Annotated in this window: 17 protein-coding genes; 9 read left to right on the top strand and 8 right to left on the bottom strand. The window is 60.6% G+C overall.

Features of this window, described 5'->3' with window-relative positions:
- Positions 1–69: 69 nt before the first annotated feature.
- From G5367_RS05250 to G5367_RS05235, 4 genes are all read left to right on the top strand, one after another.
- Positions 70–552 carry a GNAT family N-acetyltransferase gene (locus G5367_RS05250; RefSeq protein WP_421245049.1) on the top strand — a complete coding sequence of 161 codons (483 nt, stop codon included), beginning with the start codon at positions 70–72 and terminating at the stop codon, positions 550–552.
- A gap of 179 nt (positions 553–731) precedes the next feature.
- Positions 732–2,027 (top strand): methyl-accepting chemotaxis protein, encoded by a 1,296-nt coding sequence (locus G5367_RS05245; protein WP_005347688.1) that lies wholly within the window; start codon positions 732–734, stop codon positions 2,025–2,027.
- 161 nt (positions 2,028–2,188) lie between these two features.
- On the top strand, positions 2,189–2,743 hold the full coding sequence (locus G5367_RS05240; RefSeq protein ID WP_421245048.1) for a DUF3332 domain-containing protein: 555 nt from the start codon (positions 2,189–2,191) through the stop codon (positions 2,741–2,743).
- An 86-nt stretch (positions 2,744–2,829) separates the two neighbouring features.
- Positions 2,830–4,203, top strand: coding sequence for an HD-GYP domain-containing protein (locus G5367_RS05235; RefSeq protein WP_219594563.1), 1,374 nt, complete (start codon positions 2,830–2,832; stop codon positions 4,201–4,203).
- Between the two features lie 77 nt (positions 4,204–4,280).
- On the opposite strand, the gene G5367_RS05230 is transcribed toward G5367_RS05235, so the two are convergent.
- The 6 genes from G5367_RS05230 to G5367_RS05205 form a co-directional block, all read right to left on the bottom strand.
- The gene (locus G5367_RS05230) at positions 4,281–5,339 is read right to left on the bottom strand and encodes an FUSC family protein (protein WP_021229852.1); all 1,059 of its coding nucleotides are present in this window, start codon (positions 5,337–5,339) and stop codon (positions 4,281–4,283) included.
- Between the two features lie 62 nt (positions 5,340–5,401).
- Positions 5,402–7,165 carry a bifunctional molybdopterin-guanine dinucleotide biosynthesis adaptor protein MobB/molybdopterin molybdotransferase MoeA gene (locus G5367_RS05225; protein ID WP_421245047.1) on the bottom strand — a complete coding sequence of 588 codons (1,764 nt, stop codon included), beginning with the start codon at positions 7,163–7,165 and terminating at the stop codon, positions 5,402–5,404.
- Entirely contained in the window at positions 7,162–7,806 is a 645-nt protein-coding gene (gene mobA / locus G5367_RS05220; RefSeq protein WP_064339666.1) for a molybdenum cofactor guanylyltransferase MobA, read from the bottom strand. Before mobA ends, G5367_RS05225 begins: the two co-directional genes overlap by 4 nt.
- On the bottom strand, positions 7,778–8,473 hold the full coding sequence (locus G5367_RS05215) for an energy-coupling factor ABC transporter ATP-binding protein (RefSeq protein WP_064340898.1): 696 nt from the start codon (positions 8,471–8,473) through the stop codon (positions 7,778–7,780). Before G5367_RS05215 ends, mobA begins: the two co-directional genes overlap by 29 nt.
- A 34-nt stretch (positions 8,474–8,507) precedes the next feature.
- Positions 8,508–9,209, bottom strand: coding sequence for an ABC transporter permease (locus G5367_RS05210; RefSeq protein WP_005347674.1), 702 nt, complete (start codon positions 9,207–9,209; stop codon positions 8,508–8,510).
- 64 nt (positions 9,210–9,273) lie between these two features.
- On the bottom strand, positions 9,274–10,116 hold the full coding sequence (locus G5367_RS05205) for a substrate-binding domain-containing protein (RefSeq protein ID WP_159164101.1): 843 nt from the start codon (positions 10,114–10,116) through the stop codon (positions 9,274–9,276).
- Between the two features lie 255 nt (positions 10,117–10,371).
- Between G5367_RS05205 and G5367_RS05200 the strand changes: the two genes are divergently transcribed.
- Positions 10,372–11,727: a sigma-54-dependent transcriptional regulator gene (locus G5367_RS05200; protein ID WP_128815377.1), complete on the top strand. Its 1,356-nt coding sequence runs from the start codon at positions 10,372–10,374 to the stop codon at positions 11,725–11,727.
- A 25-nt stretch (positions 11,728–11,752) separates the two neighbouring features.
- Positions 11,753–13,855: a sensor histidine kinase gene (locus G5367_RS05195; protein ID WP_421293896.1), complete on the top strand. Its 2,103-nt coding sequence runs from the start codon at positions 11,753–11,755 to the stop codon at positions 13,853–13,855.
- Positions 13,856–13,935: 80 nt separating this feature from the next.
- Here the strand turns inward: G5367_RS05195 and G5367_RS05190 are convergent, their stop codons facing one another.
- Both G5367_RS05190 and G5367_RS05185 read right to left on the bottom strand, forming a co-directional pair.
- Complete coding sequence (locus tag G5367_RS05190) at positions 13,936–14,802, bottom strand: helix-turn-helix transcriptional regulator (RefSeq protein ID WP_013723539.1); 867 nt, start codon at positions 14,800–14,802, stop codon at positions 13,936–13,938.
- A gap of 15 nt (positions 14,803–14,817) precedes the next feature.
- Positions 14,818–15,675, bottom strand: a complete 858-nt coding sequence (locus G5367_RS05185; RefSeq protein ID WP_421245044.1) for a formate dehydrogenase accessory sulfurtransferase FdhD — start codon at positions 15,673–15,675, stop codon at positions 14,818–14,820.
- Positions 15,676–15,916: 241 nt separating this feature from the next.
- On the opposite strand from G5367_RS05185, the gene G5367_RS05180 reads away from it, so the two are divergent.
- The 3 genes from G5367_RS05180 (at position 15,917) to G5367_RS05170 (ending at position 18,766) form a co-directional block, all read left to right on the top strand.
- Positions 15,917–17,239, top strand: a complete 1,323-nt coding sequence (locus tag G5367_RS05180) for a HEPN domain-containing protein (protein WP_421245043.1) — start codon at positions 15,917–15,919, stop codon at positions 17,237–17,239.
- A gap of 362 nt (positions 17,240–17,601) precedes the next feature.
- Positions 17,602–18,180, top strand: coding sequence for a DUF3305 domain-containing protein (locus G5367_RS05175; protein ID WP_421245042.1), 579 nt, complete (start codon positions 17,602–17,604; stop codon positions 18,178–18,180).
- Positions 18,173–18,766 carry a DUF3306 domain-containing protein gene (locus G5367_RS05170; protein WP_421245041.1) on the top strand — a complete coding sequence of 198 codons (594 nt, stop codon included), beginning with the start codon at positions 18,173–18,175 and terminating at the stop codon, positions 18,764–18,766. Before G5367_RS05175 ends, G5367_RS05170 begins: the two co-directional genes overlap by 8 nt.
- Positions 18,767–18,838 lie beyond the last annotated feature (72 nt).

Raw genomic sequence — 18,838 nt, 5'->3', positions numbered from 1 at the left:
ATTTGCCGAGCAGGTCCACTTCCCTTTGCCCCCCCTCTCTCGACGTGCTCTGTGATGCAAGGAGATGCGATGATCATTCGTCAGGCAAGGACCGCGGATATTCCCGCGCTGGTGGCTCTGCGCATGCAGCTGTTTTGCGAGGTGGGTGAGCTGGCGACGCCGCAGGCTGACCCGGCCTTGTGGCAGGCAACGGTTGACTACTTTACCTGGGCGATGAGTGAAGAGGGGGCTTTATCCTGGCTGGCCGAGGCCGATAAGCAGGAGGGCGGCAAGCAGATCGTGGCTGCGGGAACGCTGGCGCTGTTTGTGCGGCCACCCTATCCCGGCAATCTGGCTGGAGTGGAGGGGTATCTGCTCAATATGTATACGCGGCCACAATGGCGTCGGCAGGGGATCGCCACGGCGCTGCTCGATGCCATAACGGCCTTTGCCAGCGCGCGTCAGCTGGGCAAGGTGTGGCTTCATGCCAGCGAGCAGGGGCGTCCCCTCTATGAGCGGATCGGCTTTGTTGCCAATCCGGCCCAACTGGAGTGGCTACCGGCTGTGGAATAAGGGTTGCAGCTCTGCACGAGTGGCGCCTGGTCGGTGAATTTGATTTATAGCAATAAATATGGCGTCAGATGGGAGCGCGACAACGCGGCCAACTATGCTGATGGAGCACGCCACCATTATCTTATTGATCCACAGCGTGGTTTGGCCATGGTGGGTGCCAGTCTGGAGGATAAGTTTCGATGTTCAATAGCAAACTGAAAGCCGAGTTGCAGCAGTGCCAGGATCAACTTCTGGAACAGCAGGGATTTTTTGACGCTGTGCACGGCAGCGTAGCGACCATCACCTTTACGCCAGATGGCACTGTGCTGGCCGCCAATGATCTCTTTCTCAACGTGGTGGGTTTCAGTGCGCCAGAGGTTATCGGTCAGCATCACCGCCTCTTCTGCGACAAGCAGTATGCCCAGAGCAGCGCTTACCAGCAGTTTTGGGCAGATTTGAAGCAGGGGCGTTCCCGCACCGGTGTGTTTCAGCGCTTCACCAAACGGGGGGAGGCGATCTGGCTGGAGGCGACCTATTTTCCTGTCAAGTTGCGGGGCGTGGTGACCAAGGTGATCAAGATTGCGGCCGACATCACCGAGCATCATCTGCAACTGCTTAGCCAGCAAGCGGTGGTAAAGGCCCTTGATCGTTCTTTGGCCGTCATCGAATTCACGCCGACCGGTGAAGTGCTCACTGCCAACGGCAACTTCCTTCATACCATGGGCTATACCCTGGCGCAGGTGCAGGGCAAGCATCACCGTATCTTCTGCGACGATCAGTTCTATCGCGAACATCCCCACTTCTGGGATGAGCTGGGGCGCGGCCAGTACAAATCCGGTCTCTTCTGCCGTCAAAACAGCCACGGCAGCAAGGTGTGGCTGGAGGCAACCTACAACCCGATCCTTGATGAGAATCGCAAGGTGGTGAAGGTGATCAAGTTCGCCAGCGACATCACCGAGCGGATTAACAAGAGCAATGCGGTACGCGAAGCGGCCATGCTGGCTCACGACGCGGCGCGGGAGACCCTGAACTGCGCCGAGCGCGGCGCGGGTCTGCTCTCCTCGGTGGTCGATACCTCCAGCCTGATTGCCAGCCAGCTGACTCACAGCATTAGTCTTATCAACCAGTTGAACGAGCAGTCGCGCAGCATAGAGGCGATTGTCTCCACCATCAGCAGTATCGCCGACCAGACTAACTTGCTAGCTCTCAACGCGGCCATCGAGGCGGCGCGGGCGGGGGATCAGGGGCGGGGTTTTGCTGTAGTGGCCGACGAGGTTCGCCAGCTGGCAGCCCGCACTTCCCTCTCTACCGACGAGATCGCCAAGGTGGTGCAGAACAACCGGGAGCTGACCGCCAAGGTCACCTCCGAGATGTCCGATGTCGCCAGCAGCGCCGAGCTGGGTAAACAGCAGGTGGGCGAGGTGAACGAGGTGATGAGCGACATCCGCCGGGAGGCGAACAACGTCTCCAGCACCGTCTCTGATCTGGCAATCTGAACCCCCTGACTTCCTGTCATGCCGGGGCATTGACTCATCTTTGAGCAGTCAGTGCCCCAATCTGAACCCCTCCTGTATCGTCCCGCCATTGTGAATTGTCCCCACCCCCTCTCTTGCTTAGGCTTGCCGCCTTATTTATTTCAGAGCAGGAACAGAACAAGATGGCATTACAACAGAAGGGGCGGGCAATGGCCCTGCTGGTTATGGTCGCGAGTATGGGGCTGGGTGGCTGTATGGGGCAGATGGGGCTTTCCGGCATGGTCACCAAGGGCAACCTGAGCGTGGTGGATAACCGCTACGGTCGTGCCGGTGTCTTTATGCTGCTCTCCCCTGTTTACGGTCTGGCCGCGACCGCTGACCTGTTCGTCTTCAATACCATCGAGTTCTGGTCTGGCAAGAACCCCATCACTGGCAAATCCCCGGCAGTGGTGGACATGAAAGCCGATCCGGTGATCAAGGTGAACCAGCATCTGGATCCGGCCCTCAAGAAGGTGCCGCTGGCGATGCTGCCACAAGGGGTGCGCGAGGTGGAGATCAGCTACCCGGACGAGCGTACTGCCCAGATGGAAGTGCACTATCTGGATGGTCGCAGCAGTATGATGCGCGGCGAGAAGCGTGGCGAGCTGATGGATATCTACTTCGACGGCCGCTTGGTTTCTACCCTGAGCCGCGCAGAACTGGAAGAGCGGGTGAATCAGGGCAAGGTTGCAGCCTAAATTCAACTGAATCCAGATCTATCCGGTATCAGATGGGGTATACCTAATCTGCTGGCAAAACGCCATGATGTCTAAGGGAGTGGACTATGACGGTGAATGGATTGCGGTTGGCGGAGTTGATTGGTTCCCTCAGTCATGCGCTCGACATGACCGAGGGGCAACCAAGAGGACACTGCATTCGCTGCTGCTGGATAGGTTCCCGTCTGGGGGAGCGGCTGGGGCTGGATGCCCGGCTGCGTCATGATCTCTACTACACGCTCCTGCTTAAGGATCTTGGGTGCAGCAGCAATGCCGCCCGTATCTGCGAGCTCTATCTCACCGACGATCTTCACTTCAAACGCGATTTCAAGCTGGTGGATGGCTCCCTCTCCGAGGTAGTCAACTTCGTGCTGGGCCACACCGGCTTGCAGGCGGATCTGCTGGGACGTTTTCGCAGCCTGTTTCATATCTTTCGCAACGGCGACCAGATTGCCAACGAACTGATCCAGACTCGTTGTCATCGGGGGGCGGATATCGCTCGCCAGCTCCGTTTCAGTGACGAGGTGGCTGATGGCATCCTCTCCCTTGATGAACACTGGAATGGCAAAGGTCGGCCCCTGCAACTGGCTGGCGAGGCAATCCCGCTCTTCTCGCGCATTGCCCTGCTCTGTCAGGTGGTGGATGTGTTTCACGCAGCCGCAGGCCCGAATGCGGCGCTCAAGGAGCTGCGCGAGCGCAGTGGCAGCTGGTTTGATCCGGCGCTGGTTCGGGAATTTGAAGCGCTGGCCGACGAGGAGTTCTGGCAAGGGCTGGCCGATCCCCGACTGACCGAGTGGGTCCTGGGCCAACCGGCCGGACAGGGCGAGGTGGCGCTGGATGAGGATTATCTTGACGAAATCGCGGCGGCCTTCGGGCAGGTGGTGGACTCCAAAAGTCCCTACACCGCGGGTCACAGCGGCAGGGTTGCGCTCTATACCGACATTCTTGCCACCCAGATGGGGTTGTCCGAGTCGCGTCGACGCTGGCTCAAGCGGGGCGCCTTGCTCCATGATGTGGGCAAGCTCGGGGTGAGCAACGCCATCCTCGACAAGCCGGGCAAGCTCGATGCGCAGGAGTGGGCGGCGGTGCAGATGCATGCCGCCTACACCGAGGAGATCCTGAGCCGCATCGGCGCCTTCGAGGAGCTGGCGCAAGTGGCGGGCGCCCACCATGAGCGGCTCGATGGCAAGGGCTACCCCAAGGGGCTGAAGGGGAACGAGATTACCCTTGAGACGCGCATCATCACCACAGCCGATATTTTCGATGCCATCACCGCCAAGCGCCCCTATCGCGGCGCCATCCCTGTGCCGCAGGCGCTGGAGATGATGGCGGAGAATCTGGGTACCGCGATAGACCCCGACTGTTTTGCCGCCCTGCAGGCGGGTATTCAGGATTTCTCCCTCTACCTCACCACCGAGCAGCCGCTGGCCAATGCCAGTTAAGATTTGCTGCCTTCATGGCCCAAACGGCCAGTCAGACAGCAAAACGCCCCGCCACTGCGGGGCGTTTTGCATTGGGTCTAGTCCGGCTGCTTGCGATGGGGCGGGGTGAGGATCAGCCCCAGCAGGCGGCGCAGGTGGGTGAGCTGCTCGGTCAGCTGCACGTTGAGCCAGAGGTAACCATTGATGGCCGCCTCGGTATTGGGGGGGAGCGATACCTGGGTTGCTACCTCGTGCAGGCGGGCGATGGCGGCATCTGCGCCGCGACCGTCACCGGTTTGCATCATCAGGGCAAGCTGGTTGATCGCCTCCTCGGTGGCCAGATGGCAGGCTTGCAGCGCAGCCGTGCTCTGCATCAGGAAGTGGCTCTCACGATCATTCCAGTAGGTGTTGGCTAGCATCTCCAGAGTGCAGAGGGTGTTGCGCATGGTGACCTGCACCGCATCAAACAGGGCGACGCTGTGGCGCGTCTCCTTGGCCGCCGGGGCCAGCAGGGCCCGCAGTTTGCCGGTCTGTGCCAACAGCTGGGAGAGATTGTGCTTGAGGCGCGGGCGCTCCAGCACATTGGGGGAGAGGTGAGTGTGATAGAGCCGCCCCGACTGCTGCAGGATCTGGTGCAGTTGCAGCCGCCAGTGGCTATAGGCCCGCTGGGGATAGATGCTGCAAAAGAGCAGCGCCAGCAGGGAGCCCAGTATCACGTCGGCACTGCGCCACAGCGCCGTCTCTATGTCCCCCGGCATGGCCCCCATGGTGACCCCCAGGGTGATGCCGATCAGCAGCCCCACATAGGGGCGCTTGCCGAGGGCCAGATAGCCGCAGAGAAACATGATGCACCCGCACCAGATCAGGGTAAGCGGTAGCGAGTAGATCTCGAGATAGAGCGCTACCACTCCGCAACTGGCGCCGAAGATGGTGCCCACCACCCGCTGCAGGGCGCGGGAGAGCACATTGCCCCAGAACGAGATGGGGCCCATCACCACCACCAAGGTTATCAGCGGCCAGGTGCTCTCCGGCAGTTTCAGCTCGCGGGTCAGCAGAAAGGTGAGCATAAAAGCGAGCGCAATGCGCAGGCCATGGACGATCCGGTAGCGGCCATAGACCAGCAGATCGAGTCGGGAGAGGGGGGCATCAAGACGCACGGTCTGCCTCCTGTCAGGTGGGTGACGGGGCGCCGTGCATCCGGCCGACGCCCCGTCGGGATTTAGGCCAGTCGTCCCTGCAGGGGGTGGATCCAGACCCGCTCGCCAACGGCGATCCCGGGTTGATCCGGTACGATTTCAATCAGACAGTTGGCATCGGCCATAGAGCTCAGAATACCCGAGCCCTGTGGCCCTGTGGTGCGCACCCGCAGCTGGCCGTTACGGTCCTGATGGAAGATGCCGCGCAGAAACTCGGTGCGCCCCGGACGGCTCTTCATCTTCTCGTCTGCCAGTGCCGAGAGGCGCAGCGGCTGCCACCGCTTGCCTTGCAAGCGGGCGATGGCGGGCTCGACAAACTGCAGCGCGCAGATCATCGCCGCCACCGGATTGCCCGGCAGGCCGAAGAAGGGGGTCTGCCCCAGCTTGCCAAAGGCGAGCGGGCGGCCCGGCCGCATCTGGATGCGCCAGAAATCGATCTGGCCGAGCTCCGCCAGCACCAGCTTGATAAAGTCGGCGTTGCCCACCGAGACTCCGCCCGAGCTCAACACCAGATCGGCGCTGGCGGCGGCCTGCTCCAGCTGCTGGCGCAGAATGGTCTTGTCATCGGGAATGATGCCAAGGTCCATCACCTCGCAACCAGCGGCGCGGATAAGGGCCATCAGGGTGAAGCGGTTGCTGTCGAAGATATGGCCGGGGGCGAGCTGCTCGTCCGGCGCCTGCACCTCGTCGCCGGTACTGAACAGCGCCACTTTCAGCGGGGTGCGCACCGTGAGACTGGCTTGACCGAGCGATGCCGCCAGCCCCAGTTGGGGGGCACCAAGCCAGGTACCGGCCGGGATGGCGACCGCACCCTTGGCGAGATCTTCGCCGGCGAGGCGCACATTCTGTCCTGCGCGGATCGGGGCGGTGACCGTGACCCACTCACCTTCAATTTGCGTCTCTTCCCGCATCACCACGGTATCGACACCGGGGGGGAGCGTGGCGCCGGTCATGATCTGCACCGCCTGACCGGCCAGCACAGGCTCGTGGCGCTGCTGGCCCGCTAGCACTTCCCCCACCAGTTGCCAGCGACCGGCGGCGAGATCGTCGCTACGAAGGCCAATGCCATCCATCGCCGAGTTGGCGTGGGGCGGCACATTGATGGGGCTTATCAGATCGGCGGCCAGCACGGCGCCGTGGCACTGGGCCAGTGGTTTTTCGGAGCAGGCCGTGCTCGGGGTGAGGGCCGCCAGAATGGCGTTGCGGGCCGCCTCGACCGAGAGAAAGCCCTTGCCCGCCTCCGGCTCCTTGCTCTGGCAGCCGTCAAGCCAGCGGCAAACGAAGTCGGCGATAGCCGCCAGATCGTTGATATCGAGTCGGGGCAGGCTTGTCTGCTGTTGTTCGCCACTCTGTTGGGGCTGATCGCTGGCCAGCGCGATGATGTCGCTGTCTTCGGGGAAGAGCAGCGGCTTGCCAATCTCGGCGCGGTGCAGCTCGATTTTCGGGAAGTGTTCGTGCTTGAACCCCTCGACCAGCAGCAGATCGAGCGCTGTCTGATCGAAGCTGGCCAGCAGCTGGCGAAAATCGGCTTCGGCCAGTTCCGTCTCAATGATACGGGCATGACGACGGCGGGAGGCCACCATCATCTGTTGGGCGCCTGCCTTGCGCAGGCGATAGCTGTCTTTGCCCGGCTGGTCGATATCAAAGTCGTGGTGGGCGTGCTTGAGTACCCCGATGCGCAGGCCGCGATCCACCAGCAGGGGGATCAACTGCTCCAGCAAGGTGGTCTTGCCTGTGCCGCTCCAGGCGGCGAAGCCGAGCAGGGGAAGGGTGGGGGCCGGGGTCATGAGGTGACTCCTTGTTGGGGGGCGATAGCCGGGGCAAGCAGACGGGCCTCGTAGGCGGCCAGCTCGGCAGGGCTATTGAGATTGATAAAGGCATCCGGCTGATCGGCAAAGCTCACCACCGCCATATTGTGGCGGGCAAACCAGATATCGATTTTGCGCTCTCCCTCTGCCAGCGCAGCGGTGAGGGAGGGGAGCAGGGATTTGTGCAGCAGGGCGACCACGGGTTGCAACCAGTCGCCGTCGTGGGCCACTACCAGCTCGGTATCCGGGGTCAGGGCGGCGCGAAAGCGGCTCATCAGATCCAGCGGCAGGGCGGGGCCGTCGCAGGGGACAAACAGCACCCAGTCATGACGGGCGGCGGCAAGACCTGCCTGCATGCCCGCCAGCGGGCCGAGATAGTCGTTGTTGTCATCGCTGATGACCGGGGCCAGCGCCTGATAGCGGGCCTGACTGCGGTTGGCGTTGATCAGCACCTCATCCACCTGGGGGCGCAGGCGCGCCAAAACATGGTCGATAAGAGGGCGTCCCGCCAGTGCTACCCATCCCTTGTCTTCGCCCCCCATGCGGGTGGCGCGGCCTCCTGCCAGGATCACTGCTGATACGGCAACGGGATCAGAGTGGCTGTCGCTTTTTGAAGTCATGTCGCTCGATGATTTTTAAAGGGGTCGTCTCTTGCAGCTGGCCACGGGCGAGGGTCCATTGCCGCTCGCACAGGTCGGTCAGGGCGTTGCTCTGGTGGCTGATGACGACCAGGCCGCTGCCATGTTCCCGCAGATCTTGCGCCAATGCGGCCATCAGGGCAACCGAATGTGTGTCGAGATTGGCGGTGGGCTCATCCATCAGCAGAAAGGCCGGTTGCAGCGCCCAGGCGCGTGCCATCGCCAGCCGTTGCCGTTCGCCACCCGAGAGAATGCTGATGTGCTCCCGCGCCAACCCCTCCAGCTCGACCCGGCGCAGCGCCTCGAACACCCGGATCTCGCTGCCGAGCTGTTTATCGAGCGCCCAGGCCACGTTGTCATGCACCGTGCGATCGAACAGATAGGGGGTTTGGTGCAGATAGGTAACCCTGCCCGGCCCCAGATCCCGCTTGAGCAGCCGGTTGAGCCGCTGTTGCCAGCGTCCCGGCAGATTGGTGTGGCCGCGGGTGGGGGCCAGCAGCCCTGCCAGGATTTTGAGCAAGGTGGTCTTGCCCACCCCGTTGGCCCCATGCAGCCAGATGGCATCCCCCGGTGCGATGGCGAGCCGGTCAATCTCGAACAGTTGGCGCTCGCCAAAGCGCATCGTCAGCTGGTGGGCGATCAGGGCCATGGGGTACTCCTGTTGATACACAGTGGGGGCATGGTCAGTTCTTCAGATAGCTGTGGCCGCGACAGGCCGTCAGCAGCAGGTTGAGCAAGAGGGCGAGGGTGAGCAGCACTATGCCGAGGGCCACCCCCTGAGTGAAGGCCCCTTTCTGGGTCTCCAGCGCGATGGCGGTGGGGATATTGCGGGTGAAGTGCAGGATATTGCCCCCCACCATCATGGAGCAGCCCACCTCGGTGACGATGCGGCTAAAGGCGCCGATGATGGCGGCCAGCAGGCCAAAGCGGCACTCGTGCATCAGGCCGATCAGTGCCTTGGGCCAGGAGACCCCCAGGGTCAGGGCGGTCTCCCAGGCGCGCCGATCGCTCTGGACAAACGCCGCGTGGGCCATGGTGGCGATCACCGGGAAGGCGATCAGCATCTGCCCCACCACCATCGCCTGCTGGGTAAAGAGCAGCTTCCAGTCGCCAAAGGGGCCGGCCCGCGACAGCAGCATATAGAGCAAGAGGCCAATCACCACAGTCGGCACCGATTGCAGGGTATTGATGCAGGAGAGCCAGAGCCAGCGGCCGGGCAGCGGCAGATAGGCCAGGGCAAAGCCCAGCAGCAAGGCGGGCAGCAGCACCAGCAGCAGGGCGATGCAGGAGACGGAGAAGGAGACCCCCACCACCTGCCACAGTTCGGTGTCACCACTGAACAGCAGGGCGAGGGCAGCCAACGTAGTGTCGAGCAGGGTCGGCATCAGGCGCCTCCCTCAGCGAACCGGGGGAGGGCCAGCAAGGTCATCGCAGGGGTCAGGGTTGCCATTATTTCCCGTTGGCATCCGCTACAAACAGCGCCTGACCGGCTACCTTGAAGTCGCCGATCAGCTTCTGGCCATGCTCTGAGACCAGCCAGTTCTTCAGAGTGCGGGCCCCTTCGGTGTTGAGATCCGGGTAGCGCTTGGGGTTGACCAGGATCACCTGATAGGGGTTGAACAGGCGCTTGTCACCCTCCAGCAGTACGGCGAGATCCAGCTTGCTCTGGTAGGCGAGCCAGGTGCCGCGGTCGGTCAGGGTGTAGGCACCGAGCTCGGAGGCCATGGTCAGGGTCGGGCCCATCCCCTGGCCGATGGATTTGTAACCGGCAAACTCGGGTTTGACGTCAGCGGCCTGCCACAGGGTCTTCTCCTTGATGTGGGTACCGGACTCGTCACCGCGGGAGATAAAGGCCTGGCCCTGCTCCTTGATGGCTTGCAGCCCCTTGGCCGCGTCGTGCAGTTTGCCGAGACCCGCCGGGTCTTTCGCCGGGCCGACGATAACGAAGTCGTTATACATCAGGTGTACCGGCTCGATGCCAAAGCCCGCATCGACAAACTTCTTCTCGGCAGAGGGGGCGTGGGTCATCACCAGATCCGCGTCGCCGTTCTCGCCCATCTTCAGGCTCTGGCCGGTACCAGCCGCCATCACCTGCACCGGATAACCGGTCTCCTTGGTGAACTGGGGCAGCAGCCAGCCCAGCAGACCGGACTGCTCGGTGCTGGTGGTGGTGGCGAGGCGGATCGGCGCTTTTGTGGCATTAGTATCCGCTTCGGCGTGGGCCGCACCGGCGATCAGCAGGCTGGCGGCGAGGGAGAGGGCAAAACGTTTGAGGCTAGTTTTTATCGTCATCGTGATGCAACTTTTTTCAGGGTGGCTGAGGAGAGGGCAAGAGTAAGCAAGCAGGGTGCCAAACTGTTCCTTTGCCGCTGCATTCACGGTTTGCCGTTTAAAAACAGAAGCTTATTAGAATCAATTAGGTGAGCTTGTTATCGCTTTTAATAATTGGTGTTGGTGCTTTTGATACGGTAAGGACAAAATGTCCCACTAAGGTTCCGGTTATCGGGACATTCACCGACCGTACGTGCATCCGAGGTACTTTTTTCCATGACACTCCCTCCCAGCCGCTGGTCTGCCCTCTCCCTGCTTATCGTTGACGATGAGCCCGGCATGCGCAGCTTTCTGGCCAAGGCGCTTGCCAAGCGTTTTGCCCAGATTGAGACTGCCGCCAGCGTGGAGGAGGCGGAAGCCCTGCGCTGCCGCCTTCACTTCGACCTTATCATTGCCGACATCCGGCTGCCGGGGCGCTCCGGCATCGAGTGGCACGAGGCCATCGACCCGGCCACCCGCCGCAGCGACATCATCTTCATGACCGGTTTTGGCGATATGGAGACCGCCCTCAAGGCGCTGCGCCTCGGCGCCAGCGACTTTATCCTCAAGCCCTTCAACCTCGATCAGATGGTGCAGGCGGTGGACAGAGTCATCGAGCGCCGCCAGATGGAGCGGGAGAACCTGCTGCTGCGCCGGGAGGTGAGCAAGCTGTTCCCGCCCACCCTGATTGGCGACAGTGCCAAGACCCGCGAGCTCAAGACGCTCATCGCCAGAGTAGCGCCCTCCAATGCCGCCGTATTGGTGGAGGGGGAGTCCGGTACCGGCAAGGAGCTGGTGGCCCGTGCCCTGCATCAACTTTCCGGCCGGATGGGGGCCTTTGTGCCTCTCAACTGCGCTTCCATTGCCCCCGAACTGCTGGAAAGCGAGCTATTTGGCCATGTGCAGGGGGCCTTTACCGGCGCCCGCAAGGGGCGCGACGGCCTGTTCCGGGTCGCCCATCAGGGCACCCTGTTTCTCGACGAGATCGGCGAGATGCCGCTCGCCATGCAGGCCTCATTGCTACGGGCGCTGGAGCAGAAGGCCATCCGCCCGGTCGGTGCCGAGCGCGAATTGGCGGTGGATGTGCGCATCGTCGCCGCCACCAACCGCAACCTCAAGGCCGAGGTGGAGGCGGGCCGCTTTCGCGAAGATCTCTTCTATCGCCTCAACGTAGTAGCACTGCCGGTCGCCCCCTTGCGGGAGCGGATCGACGACATCCCCGCGCTGGTACATCACTTCACCCGCCAGCTTACCGCCGAGATGGGGATGGGCTCCTTGAGCTGGACCCACGAGGATGTGGTAGCGATGCAGGCCTATCCCTGGCCCGGCAACGTGCGGGAGCTGCGCAACCTCATCGAGCGCTGCCTGCTGCTGGGCAAGCCCCCGGCGGATTACTGGCAGAGCAGCAAGCCCACCGAGCAGGGGGCGAGCGAGGAGGGCTACCCGCTGGCATGGCCGCTGGCGGAGGTGGAAAAAGCCCACATTCTGCAGGTGGTGGCGAGCCATGATGGCAACAAGTCGGCCGCCTCCCGGGTGCTCGGGGTGGCGCGCAAGACGCTGGATCGCAAGTTCAAGGAGTGGGCCATCGAATGAGGAAGGCTGACTGGATGGGGTGGCGATGAAACTGACCCTGATCTCCCGCTGCATGCGCGCCCTGTTGCCCCGTTGCGTGCGCACCAAAGTGCGCTGGCGCCTGCTGCTGCTCACCTCGGTACCCATCATGCTCACTCTGGTGGGCATGATCGCGCTCACCCTCTACTGGACCCTCACCTACAGCTGGCAGAACCTGCTCACCACGGTGCGCAGCGATCTCGGGGTGGCCCACCACGCCATCACGGTGCAGCAACAGCGCCAGACCGAGCATCTGGAGCATCTGCGCGATGCCTGGGCCTTTCAGCTGCGGCTGCGGGAATCGCCGGATCAGCTGCATGACTGGGTGATGCCGCTGGCGGCCAACTATGGTCTCGATTTTCTGCGCTTGCGCCGCGGCCCCGAGCTGGATCAGCTGACGGCGCAGGAGCGCGCCGCCCTCACGGCCGGGCGCAGCGTCAGTCACTTCGTGGTCTGGTCGCAGCAGGAGATGCTCGCCCTCTCCCCGCAACTGGCCAAGCGGGCTGTGTTGTGGCAGCGGGATGGCACCAGGGTGGTGGAGGACAGGGGGCTGATCAGCCTGTCACTGACCCCTGTGATGGGCCGCGACGGCTCCCTTTGGGCCGTGCTGGAGGGGGGCGAGCTTGTCAACGGCAGCACCCGGCTGGTGGATGAGCTCAAGGGTCAGGTGTTTGCCAAAAATACCCTGCCGGATGGCAGCGTTGGCACCGTCACCCTGTTTCTCGATGATCTGCGGGTGAGCACCAACGTGCCGGTCAGCAGCAGCCGTCAGGTGGGCCGGGCGGTGGGCACCCGGGTCTCGCCGCCAGTGCGCGAACAGGTGCTGGGGCGAGGGGAGATGTGGGTTGACCGCGCCTTCGTTCACGACGCCTGGTATGTCTCGGGTTACGAGCCGCTGCTGGGAGCCAGGGGCGAGCGGCTCGGCATGCTCTACGTGGGCTTTCTCGAGTGGCCCATTATCCGCACCTACCTCACCAATCTGGTGGAGCTGGGCTCCGGCGTAGTGCTGCTGTTGCTGCTCTCTGGCCTGCTGGTCTATCGCGGCGCGCGGGATCTCTTCTCCCCTATCGAGCGGATGCACAAGGTGGTGCGGCAGGTACAGGCCGGGGAGTCGGCCCGCATCGGCCCGCTGGCGCTCGATCCTGACCACGAGCTGGCCCAACTCGGTCGCCAGTTTGACGCCATGCTGGACAGGCAAGAAGCGCATCAGCAGCAGATGGCCCGCAGCGCCGACGAGTTGGAGCAGAAGGTGGCCGAGCGTACCCAAAGCCTCGAGCTCAAGACTGCCGAGCTGGAAGATCATATCCATATGCTGACCGAGGCGCGCCAGCAGCTGCTGATCAGCGAGAAGCTGGCGGCCCTTGGCGAGCTCTCCGCCGGGGTGGCCCACGAGATCAATAACCCGCTGGCGGTGATCCTCGGCAATGTGGAGCTGATGAAGCTGGAGCTGGGGGAGGCGGCCGAGCCGGTCAGCGAGGAGCTGGTGCTGGTGCTGGCCCAGATCGAGCGCATTCGTGCCATCACCCGCAGCTTGCTGCAATACTCTCGCCCCGGCGATTACGAGACAGAGCCTGTGTGGCAGCACCTCAACCCCATCATCGAGGAGAGCCTGACCCTGGTGCGCTCCGCCCTGCGCCAGCAGCAGGTGGAGCTGGTGGCCGATCTCAGGGCCCAGCAGCCCATCGAGGCGGATCGCCAGCAGCTGTTGCAGGTGCTGATCAACCTCCTGGTCAATGCCAGCCACGCGCTGGGAGAGCAGGGGGAGATCCGGGTCGAGAGTCGCGACTGGGTCGATGAACTGGGTCAGCTGCGCGGGGCCGAGGTGCGGGTGATCGACAACGGTAGCGGCATAGACGCCGCCATCATGGACAAGATCTTCGACCCCTTCTTCACCACCCGCGCCACAGGCACCGGTCTGGGGCTGGCCCTGAGCCACCGCATCATCAGTCGCTGGGGTGGGGAGCTCTTGGTGGACTCCACCCCGGGGCAGGGGAGCTGCTTTACCGTGCGGCTGCGTAGCCATGCCCTGCTGCCCAGCGGCAGCGAGCCCGCGAAACTGGAAGGGTGGCGCATCGCCCTCAATGCCGAGGGGCGTGAGACAAGCGATTGAGGCGGTTATAAAAAGGCCCGTGATAAAAACAGCCCGTCAACATGGTTGGCGGGCTGTTTTGTCTGTGGGTGAGTGGTTATTTACTGCGGGCTCCACACCAGCTTGCCGCTTTGGGTCAGGTCATAGCCGCCGAGGCGGGCCGCCAGCTCGCGCCCCTCGGGGGATTGCAGCCAGCCGATCAGCTGTTGCAGCAGGGTGCGAAAGAAGACCCCCTGCGGCATCACCAGATCGAAACACTCCTGCGACAGCGGCATAAAGCCGAGGCCAAACTCGGTGGCGGTACTCTGGGCGCCGGGCCCCACGTCCGCATCGCCACGGCTGATGGCAGCGGCCAGCTCCCGCTCGCTGTTGACCTCGAGGGTGCGCTCCAGCCGGGTCAGCGACTCCCCTTGGGTTTGCAGCCACTCCTGCAGGGCGCGCTGGCTGCCAGCCCCCTCCTGACGCATGGCCCAGCGCCAGTCGAGCGCCTCTTTCGCCTCCTTGGGTTGCAATCCCTGGCGCAGCACCAGCCCCTGCACCCGGCGAAATCCATGAACGATCACCCATTGCCGGTGGCCCTGATACTGCTGCACCAGCGCCGGGTGGCGCAGGTGCGCCTCCTCGGCCTGCCCCCAGTGGATGGCGCAGAGATCCACATGGCCGCGCGCCAGCATCGCCAGCCCCTGACGGGTGCCGCACGGGGTGTAGCCCACCAGTGCCTGGGTGCCGAGCTGCTGGGCCAAGCGGCTGCTGGCGTAGTGCAGCAGCACGTCGTCCGAGCCTGCCAGCAGCAGGCGGTCGTTCATCACCCCCTCGTGGCAACTACCGAGCAGCCAGCGATCGAGCAGGGAGCGGGGAAACAGCCACTTGCCGGTCGCCTTGGTGGCGGGGATACGCGCCTCGTTGGCGAGCTGGTAGACCTTCTTCTCGTTGAGATCGAGGTATTCCGCCACCTGCTTCACGTTCATAAACTCGTTCATGACTTAATCCCGCATCCCGCGACCGGCCGGACTGGGCGCCAGCACCGGCGGCTTCTCGTCCAGCACCATATGGTCGTGACCGCTGAATACCTCGAAATGGCGCCCCTTGGCGCGGGCAATCATGGTGATGCCGAGCTGGCGGGCCAGATCCAGCCCCATCTGGGTTACGCCGGAGCGCGACAGCAGCACTGGAATGCCCATCTGCGCCACCTTGATCACCATCTCCGAGGTGAGCCGCCCGGTGGTGTAGAAGATCTTGTCATGGCCGCTCTCGCCGCGCATCCATAGCTCGCCTGCCAGGGTATCCACCGCATTGTGGCGCCCCACATCCTCGACAAAGGAGAGGATCTCTGCGCCGCGACAGATGGCGCAGCCATGGACGGCACCGGCCATCTTGTAGGTTTCGTTATGGGCCGACAGCGCCTTGAGCAGGGCGTAGAGAGTACTCTGTTTAAGCTCGGGCGCCGCTAGCACGACCCCTTCGAGCTTCTTCATCACGCTGCCATACATGGTGCCCTGACCGCAGCCGGAGGTGACCGTCTTCTTCTCCAGTGACTTGTCGAGATCGTCGGCCTGCTGGCTGCTCACCACGGCGGCGGCCTCACTCTCCCAGTCGACGATGACCGACTCGATGGCTGCAATATCCTCGATAAATCCCTGATTTTTCAGATAACCCAGCACCAGCGCCTCGGGGCGGGCACCCAGCGTCATCAGGGTTACGATCTCCTTCCAGTTGAGGTAGACCGTCAGTGGCCGCTCACAGGCGATTTGGCGGGTGTTCATTGTGCCCTGTTCATCCATCACCTCGACGGCCATGGTGAGCTGGGCGGCAGCATTGCTTTTGATAAAGGTCGGTGTCATGGGCCCCTCGCGACCGGTTGCCGGGATCTAAGGGGAGGGATATAGCAAGTTTTGTTCCAAATTATTTGGAGGGGGCTAATAAGGTTTTGTGTTACATGGCAGAATGTGGATATCTTGCTTGTAAATTGGCTGGACAAATGGTGGTCAGCGAAAGAGTATATACGTCAATAATGCAGTAAATATTTTAAATGCCACTTGAGATTTTGTAACTCAAATATAAGTAAAAATAGAGGCGGGTTTGATGAGTACAAAATATGGTGCTTTCGAAAGCTACGAGTTTTTTGGTGAGTTTTTTGCGCAAAAAAATGCTGACGGCGTTAGATTTCCTGGAAAAATAAAATATTCTCCACAGAATGGTTTGCAATTAGAATACAGTCTTTCAAATAGTAGTTTTCCTAGTGCGTGCGACCGATTATTTGGGGTTTTAAGTAATGGTAGAAAATGTACTCTAGTAGGAAGTTTTGATTTTGAAAGCGGAACGCACTACATGGGTTCTGTTTTTGTAAAATCAGGCGTGCACGGATTCTTATATTTAATTATTGGAGATTTTGTTGATTCTGGAGATACGTTTGAGCATGCACTGTTTACATTTAATGGTATGCAGGAGTTCATACATCCACAAGGATCTGTCGCGCAACTAAAATATCAAGAGGAACCTATTGTAGAAGTCGATGGTGATGGGTGGAATATTAAGGTTGAAAATGCTGCCACTTACTCTATGATCGGTAATCAGATAATAAATCTTATCTATTCTCCAGATAAAGAAGCAACGGAAAAACTGGCGGCCGCATTTGAGAAAATAAAAGAGGAACATCCTACATCGTACTTTAATTTGAGAAAAACGCTTAAATATTATGTTCGTTATACAACTGACACACAACAAGAAGCCGACAGACTTATAAGTGATATAACGAAAATATCCTCTCTTTTTTCCATTCTGATGTCTCGCCCAGTATTTCCTGATGAGATAACGTTGAAGTTGACAGGGAATGACTACACACTAAATGTACTTAATAGCTTGGTATTGGAAGGTCGTACAGTTGAGTTAGCTAAGGAAGAGATTAACCATAGATTCATCCCTATTAATTGGAAGCAGATTGATATGAAGACCGTGCTTTCAAACTGGCTTGATGTTTATGATGATTTTCAAGTGCTGTCTGTATCACATCAGTATGAAACAGGCTTTAGGACTCTTCATTATGCTCAAAGTGACATCATTCTGTATTCAACTCAATTAGAAGCTATAAATGTTGATTTAGGTGGTAGTTCATCCGAAAAATATGTAAGACCATTTAATACTTATGCATCATCGGAACTAGAATCTCAATTGGTTAAAATTTTTGAGAAAACTGGAGAGGCTAACTTGGGGCGTGCGATAGCATCTTTACGTAATGAATTAGCTCATGTTGGACGCCCGAAAGTAATGATGAAGAAATTAAATATTGATGACTATGTTGATATTGGCCAAATTCTTAGACTTGTAGTTATCTCACATTTGTTTGCAAAGTTGGGTATTCACCAAGAACAAATACATCAATATCAGGGTCGTTTTATCCATAGCTAAAAATGAACAGTTATATATATTGAAATGTAAATAGTTAGTTTGGATAAATCCTAAATAACTGTTCCAAATATCTCGTATGTTGGGCTTAATCGTTGTTTCTGAACAAGGCAATAATCGGATAATTCAGCGTTATTCGATTATTGCCATTCCCTCGATCAGATACACAGGCTGATTGGTTTTACTCCGCATGTTGGGCTTCGCTGCGCTCTGCATCAACCTACGCCCGCGCCACCAAACCGGCCTTGGCCCCACTCTTGCTAAGTCTTATCCCATTGATGGCCGTGGCCGCCATAAATCTCCTGCCGTGAGCCGCCCCGAACAGGGTGGATCACGGGGGAGGGCGGCCCGGCAGAGACCTTCTGATGGGAGCCGTGACAGTGCAAGAGACAACCAAACCCCTCTCCCCGCAGCGCTGGCTGCAACTGGAGTTAAAGGCCATCGACAGCCAGGTTGGCCGCTGGCAGAGCCGCCGTTTCGAGATTGCGGCGCTCCATCCCGCCGAACCTGAGGCGACCGGTGCCTTGCCCCTTACCCTGTTTCGTGATGAGCGGGGGGATTATCGCTTCAATTTGAGCTCCGGTTCGCCCCGCCTGTTTGTCACCGGAAGCCGCGTGGACAATGGCTTTGTGGCCGATGGCCTGACCTTGAGCCAGACCGTGGCCGCCGCCTATATGGATGGCGAGCGGCAGGTGCTCTCCTGCCCGCTGCCCGAAGCGCTGCAAGCCTGGGTGGAGGCCTTTATCGGCCGTCACGGCGAGCTGCTGGAGGCCCGTCGCAAGGGCAAGAAGGGCAAGGGACGGGCGCAGGATCAGCTCGGTGTCGATACGGTAGATCAAGCCAGCTGTGGCGCCGTTAAAGCCACCGGCCCCGATGGCCGCGAGCGTGGCAGTGACGCCGGAACCTGTGCCGGAACCAAGGCCGGAAACAACGCCCATGAGTGAGTTCCTCAAGCGCTGGTCGTCTCGCAAGAGTGAGGCGCGCAAGCATCAGGTATTGCAGCCGAGGGAAGAGGCCATTCCCGAGGCTGTTGCCGCCCCCATCGAAGGCAGTGGCGAAGCTGAAACTCCAGATACCTCGCTGGATAGCCCCGTAGTCAGCACTGACAAGGGGAGCTGTGACCCCCTTGCTTTTGAAGGGGCCGAGAGTGGCGAACCGCCGCTAACAACAGCCCCGCAGCGCAAGGCCAAACTCCCCGACAAGGAGGCGCTGCGGGCCATGTTTCGCAGCCATAAACCGGATGGGCTCGACGACTACACCCAGGATTTCAGCCAGCCCGAATTGCTGCCTGCGGCCCTGACCGCCGGGCTGCGCAACTGGCTGGTGGATCAGGTGATCGCCCCGGAGAGCGAATCGGCCAATCCGGCCAGCGGATCCGCTGAACCGGTGGCGCTTGCCAGCGAGCCTGCCGCCGACGAGCTGGCTGATAACCATTCTCAAACCCACACCGACGATCGGGACATTTTGGTTTCCTCTGGTGGACAAAATGTCCCAACCAAAGGTGGGGGAATGGAACCCTCAGGATCCTGACTCCCTGTCAGTCACTTTTTTTCCGGGGGAGTTGGCTCGCCTCTTGCTCTCTCGGCTTACCAACAAGCGCCC

It is taken from the genome of Aeromonas sp. 604282 (assembly GCF_049170575.1).
GTDB classification, from domain to species: domain Bacteria; phylum Pseudomonadota; class Gammaproteobacteria; order Enterobacterales; family Aeromonadaceae; genus Aeromonas; species Aeromonas veronii_A.
This window is presented reverse-complemented; position numbering and strand designations above follow the sequence as displayed.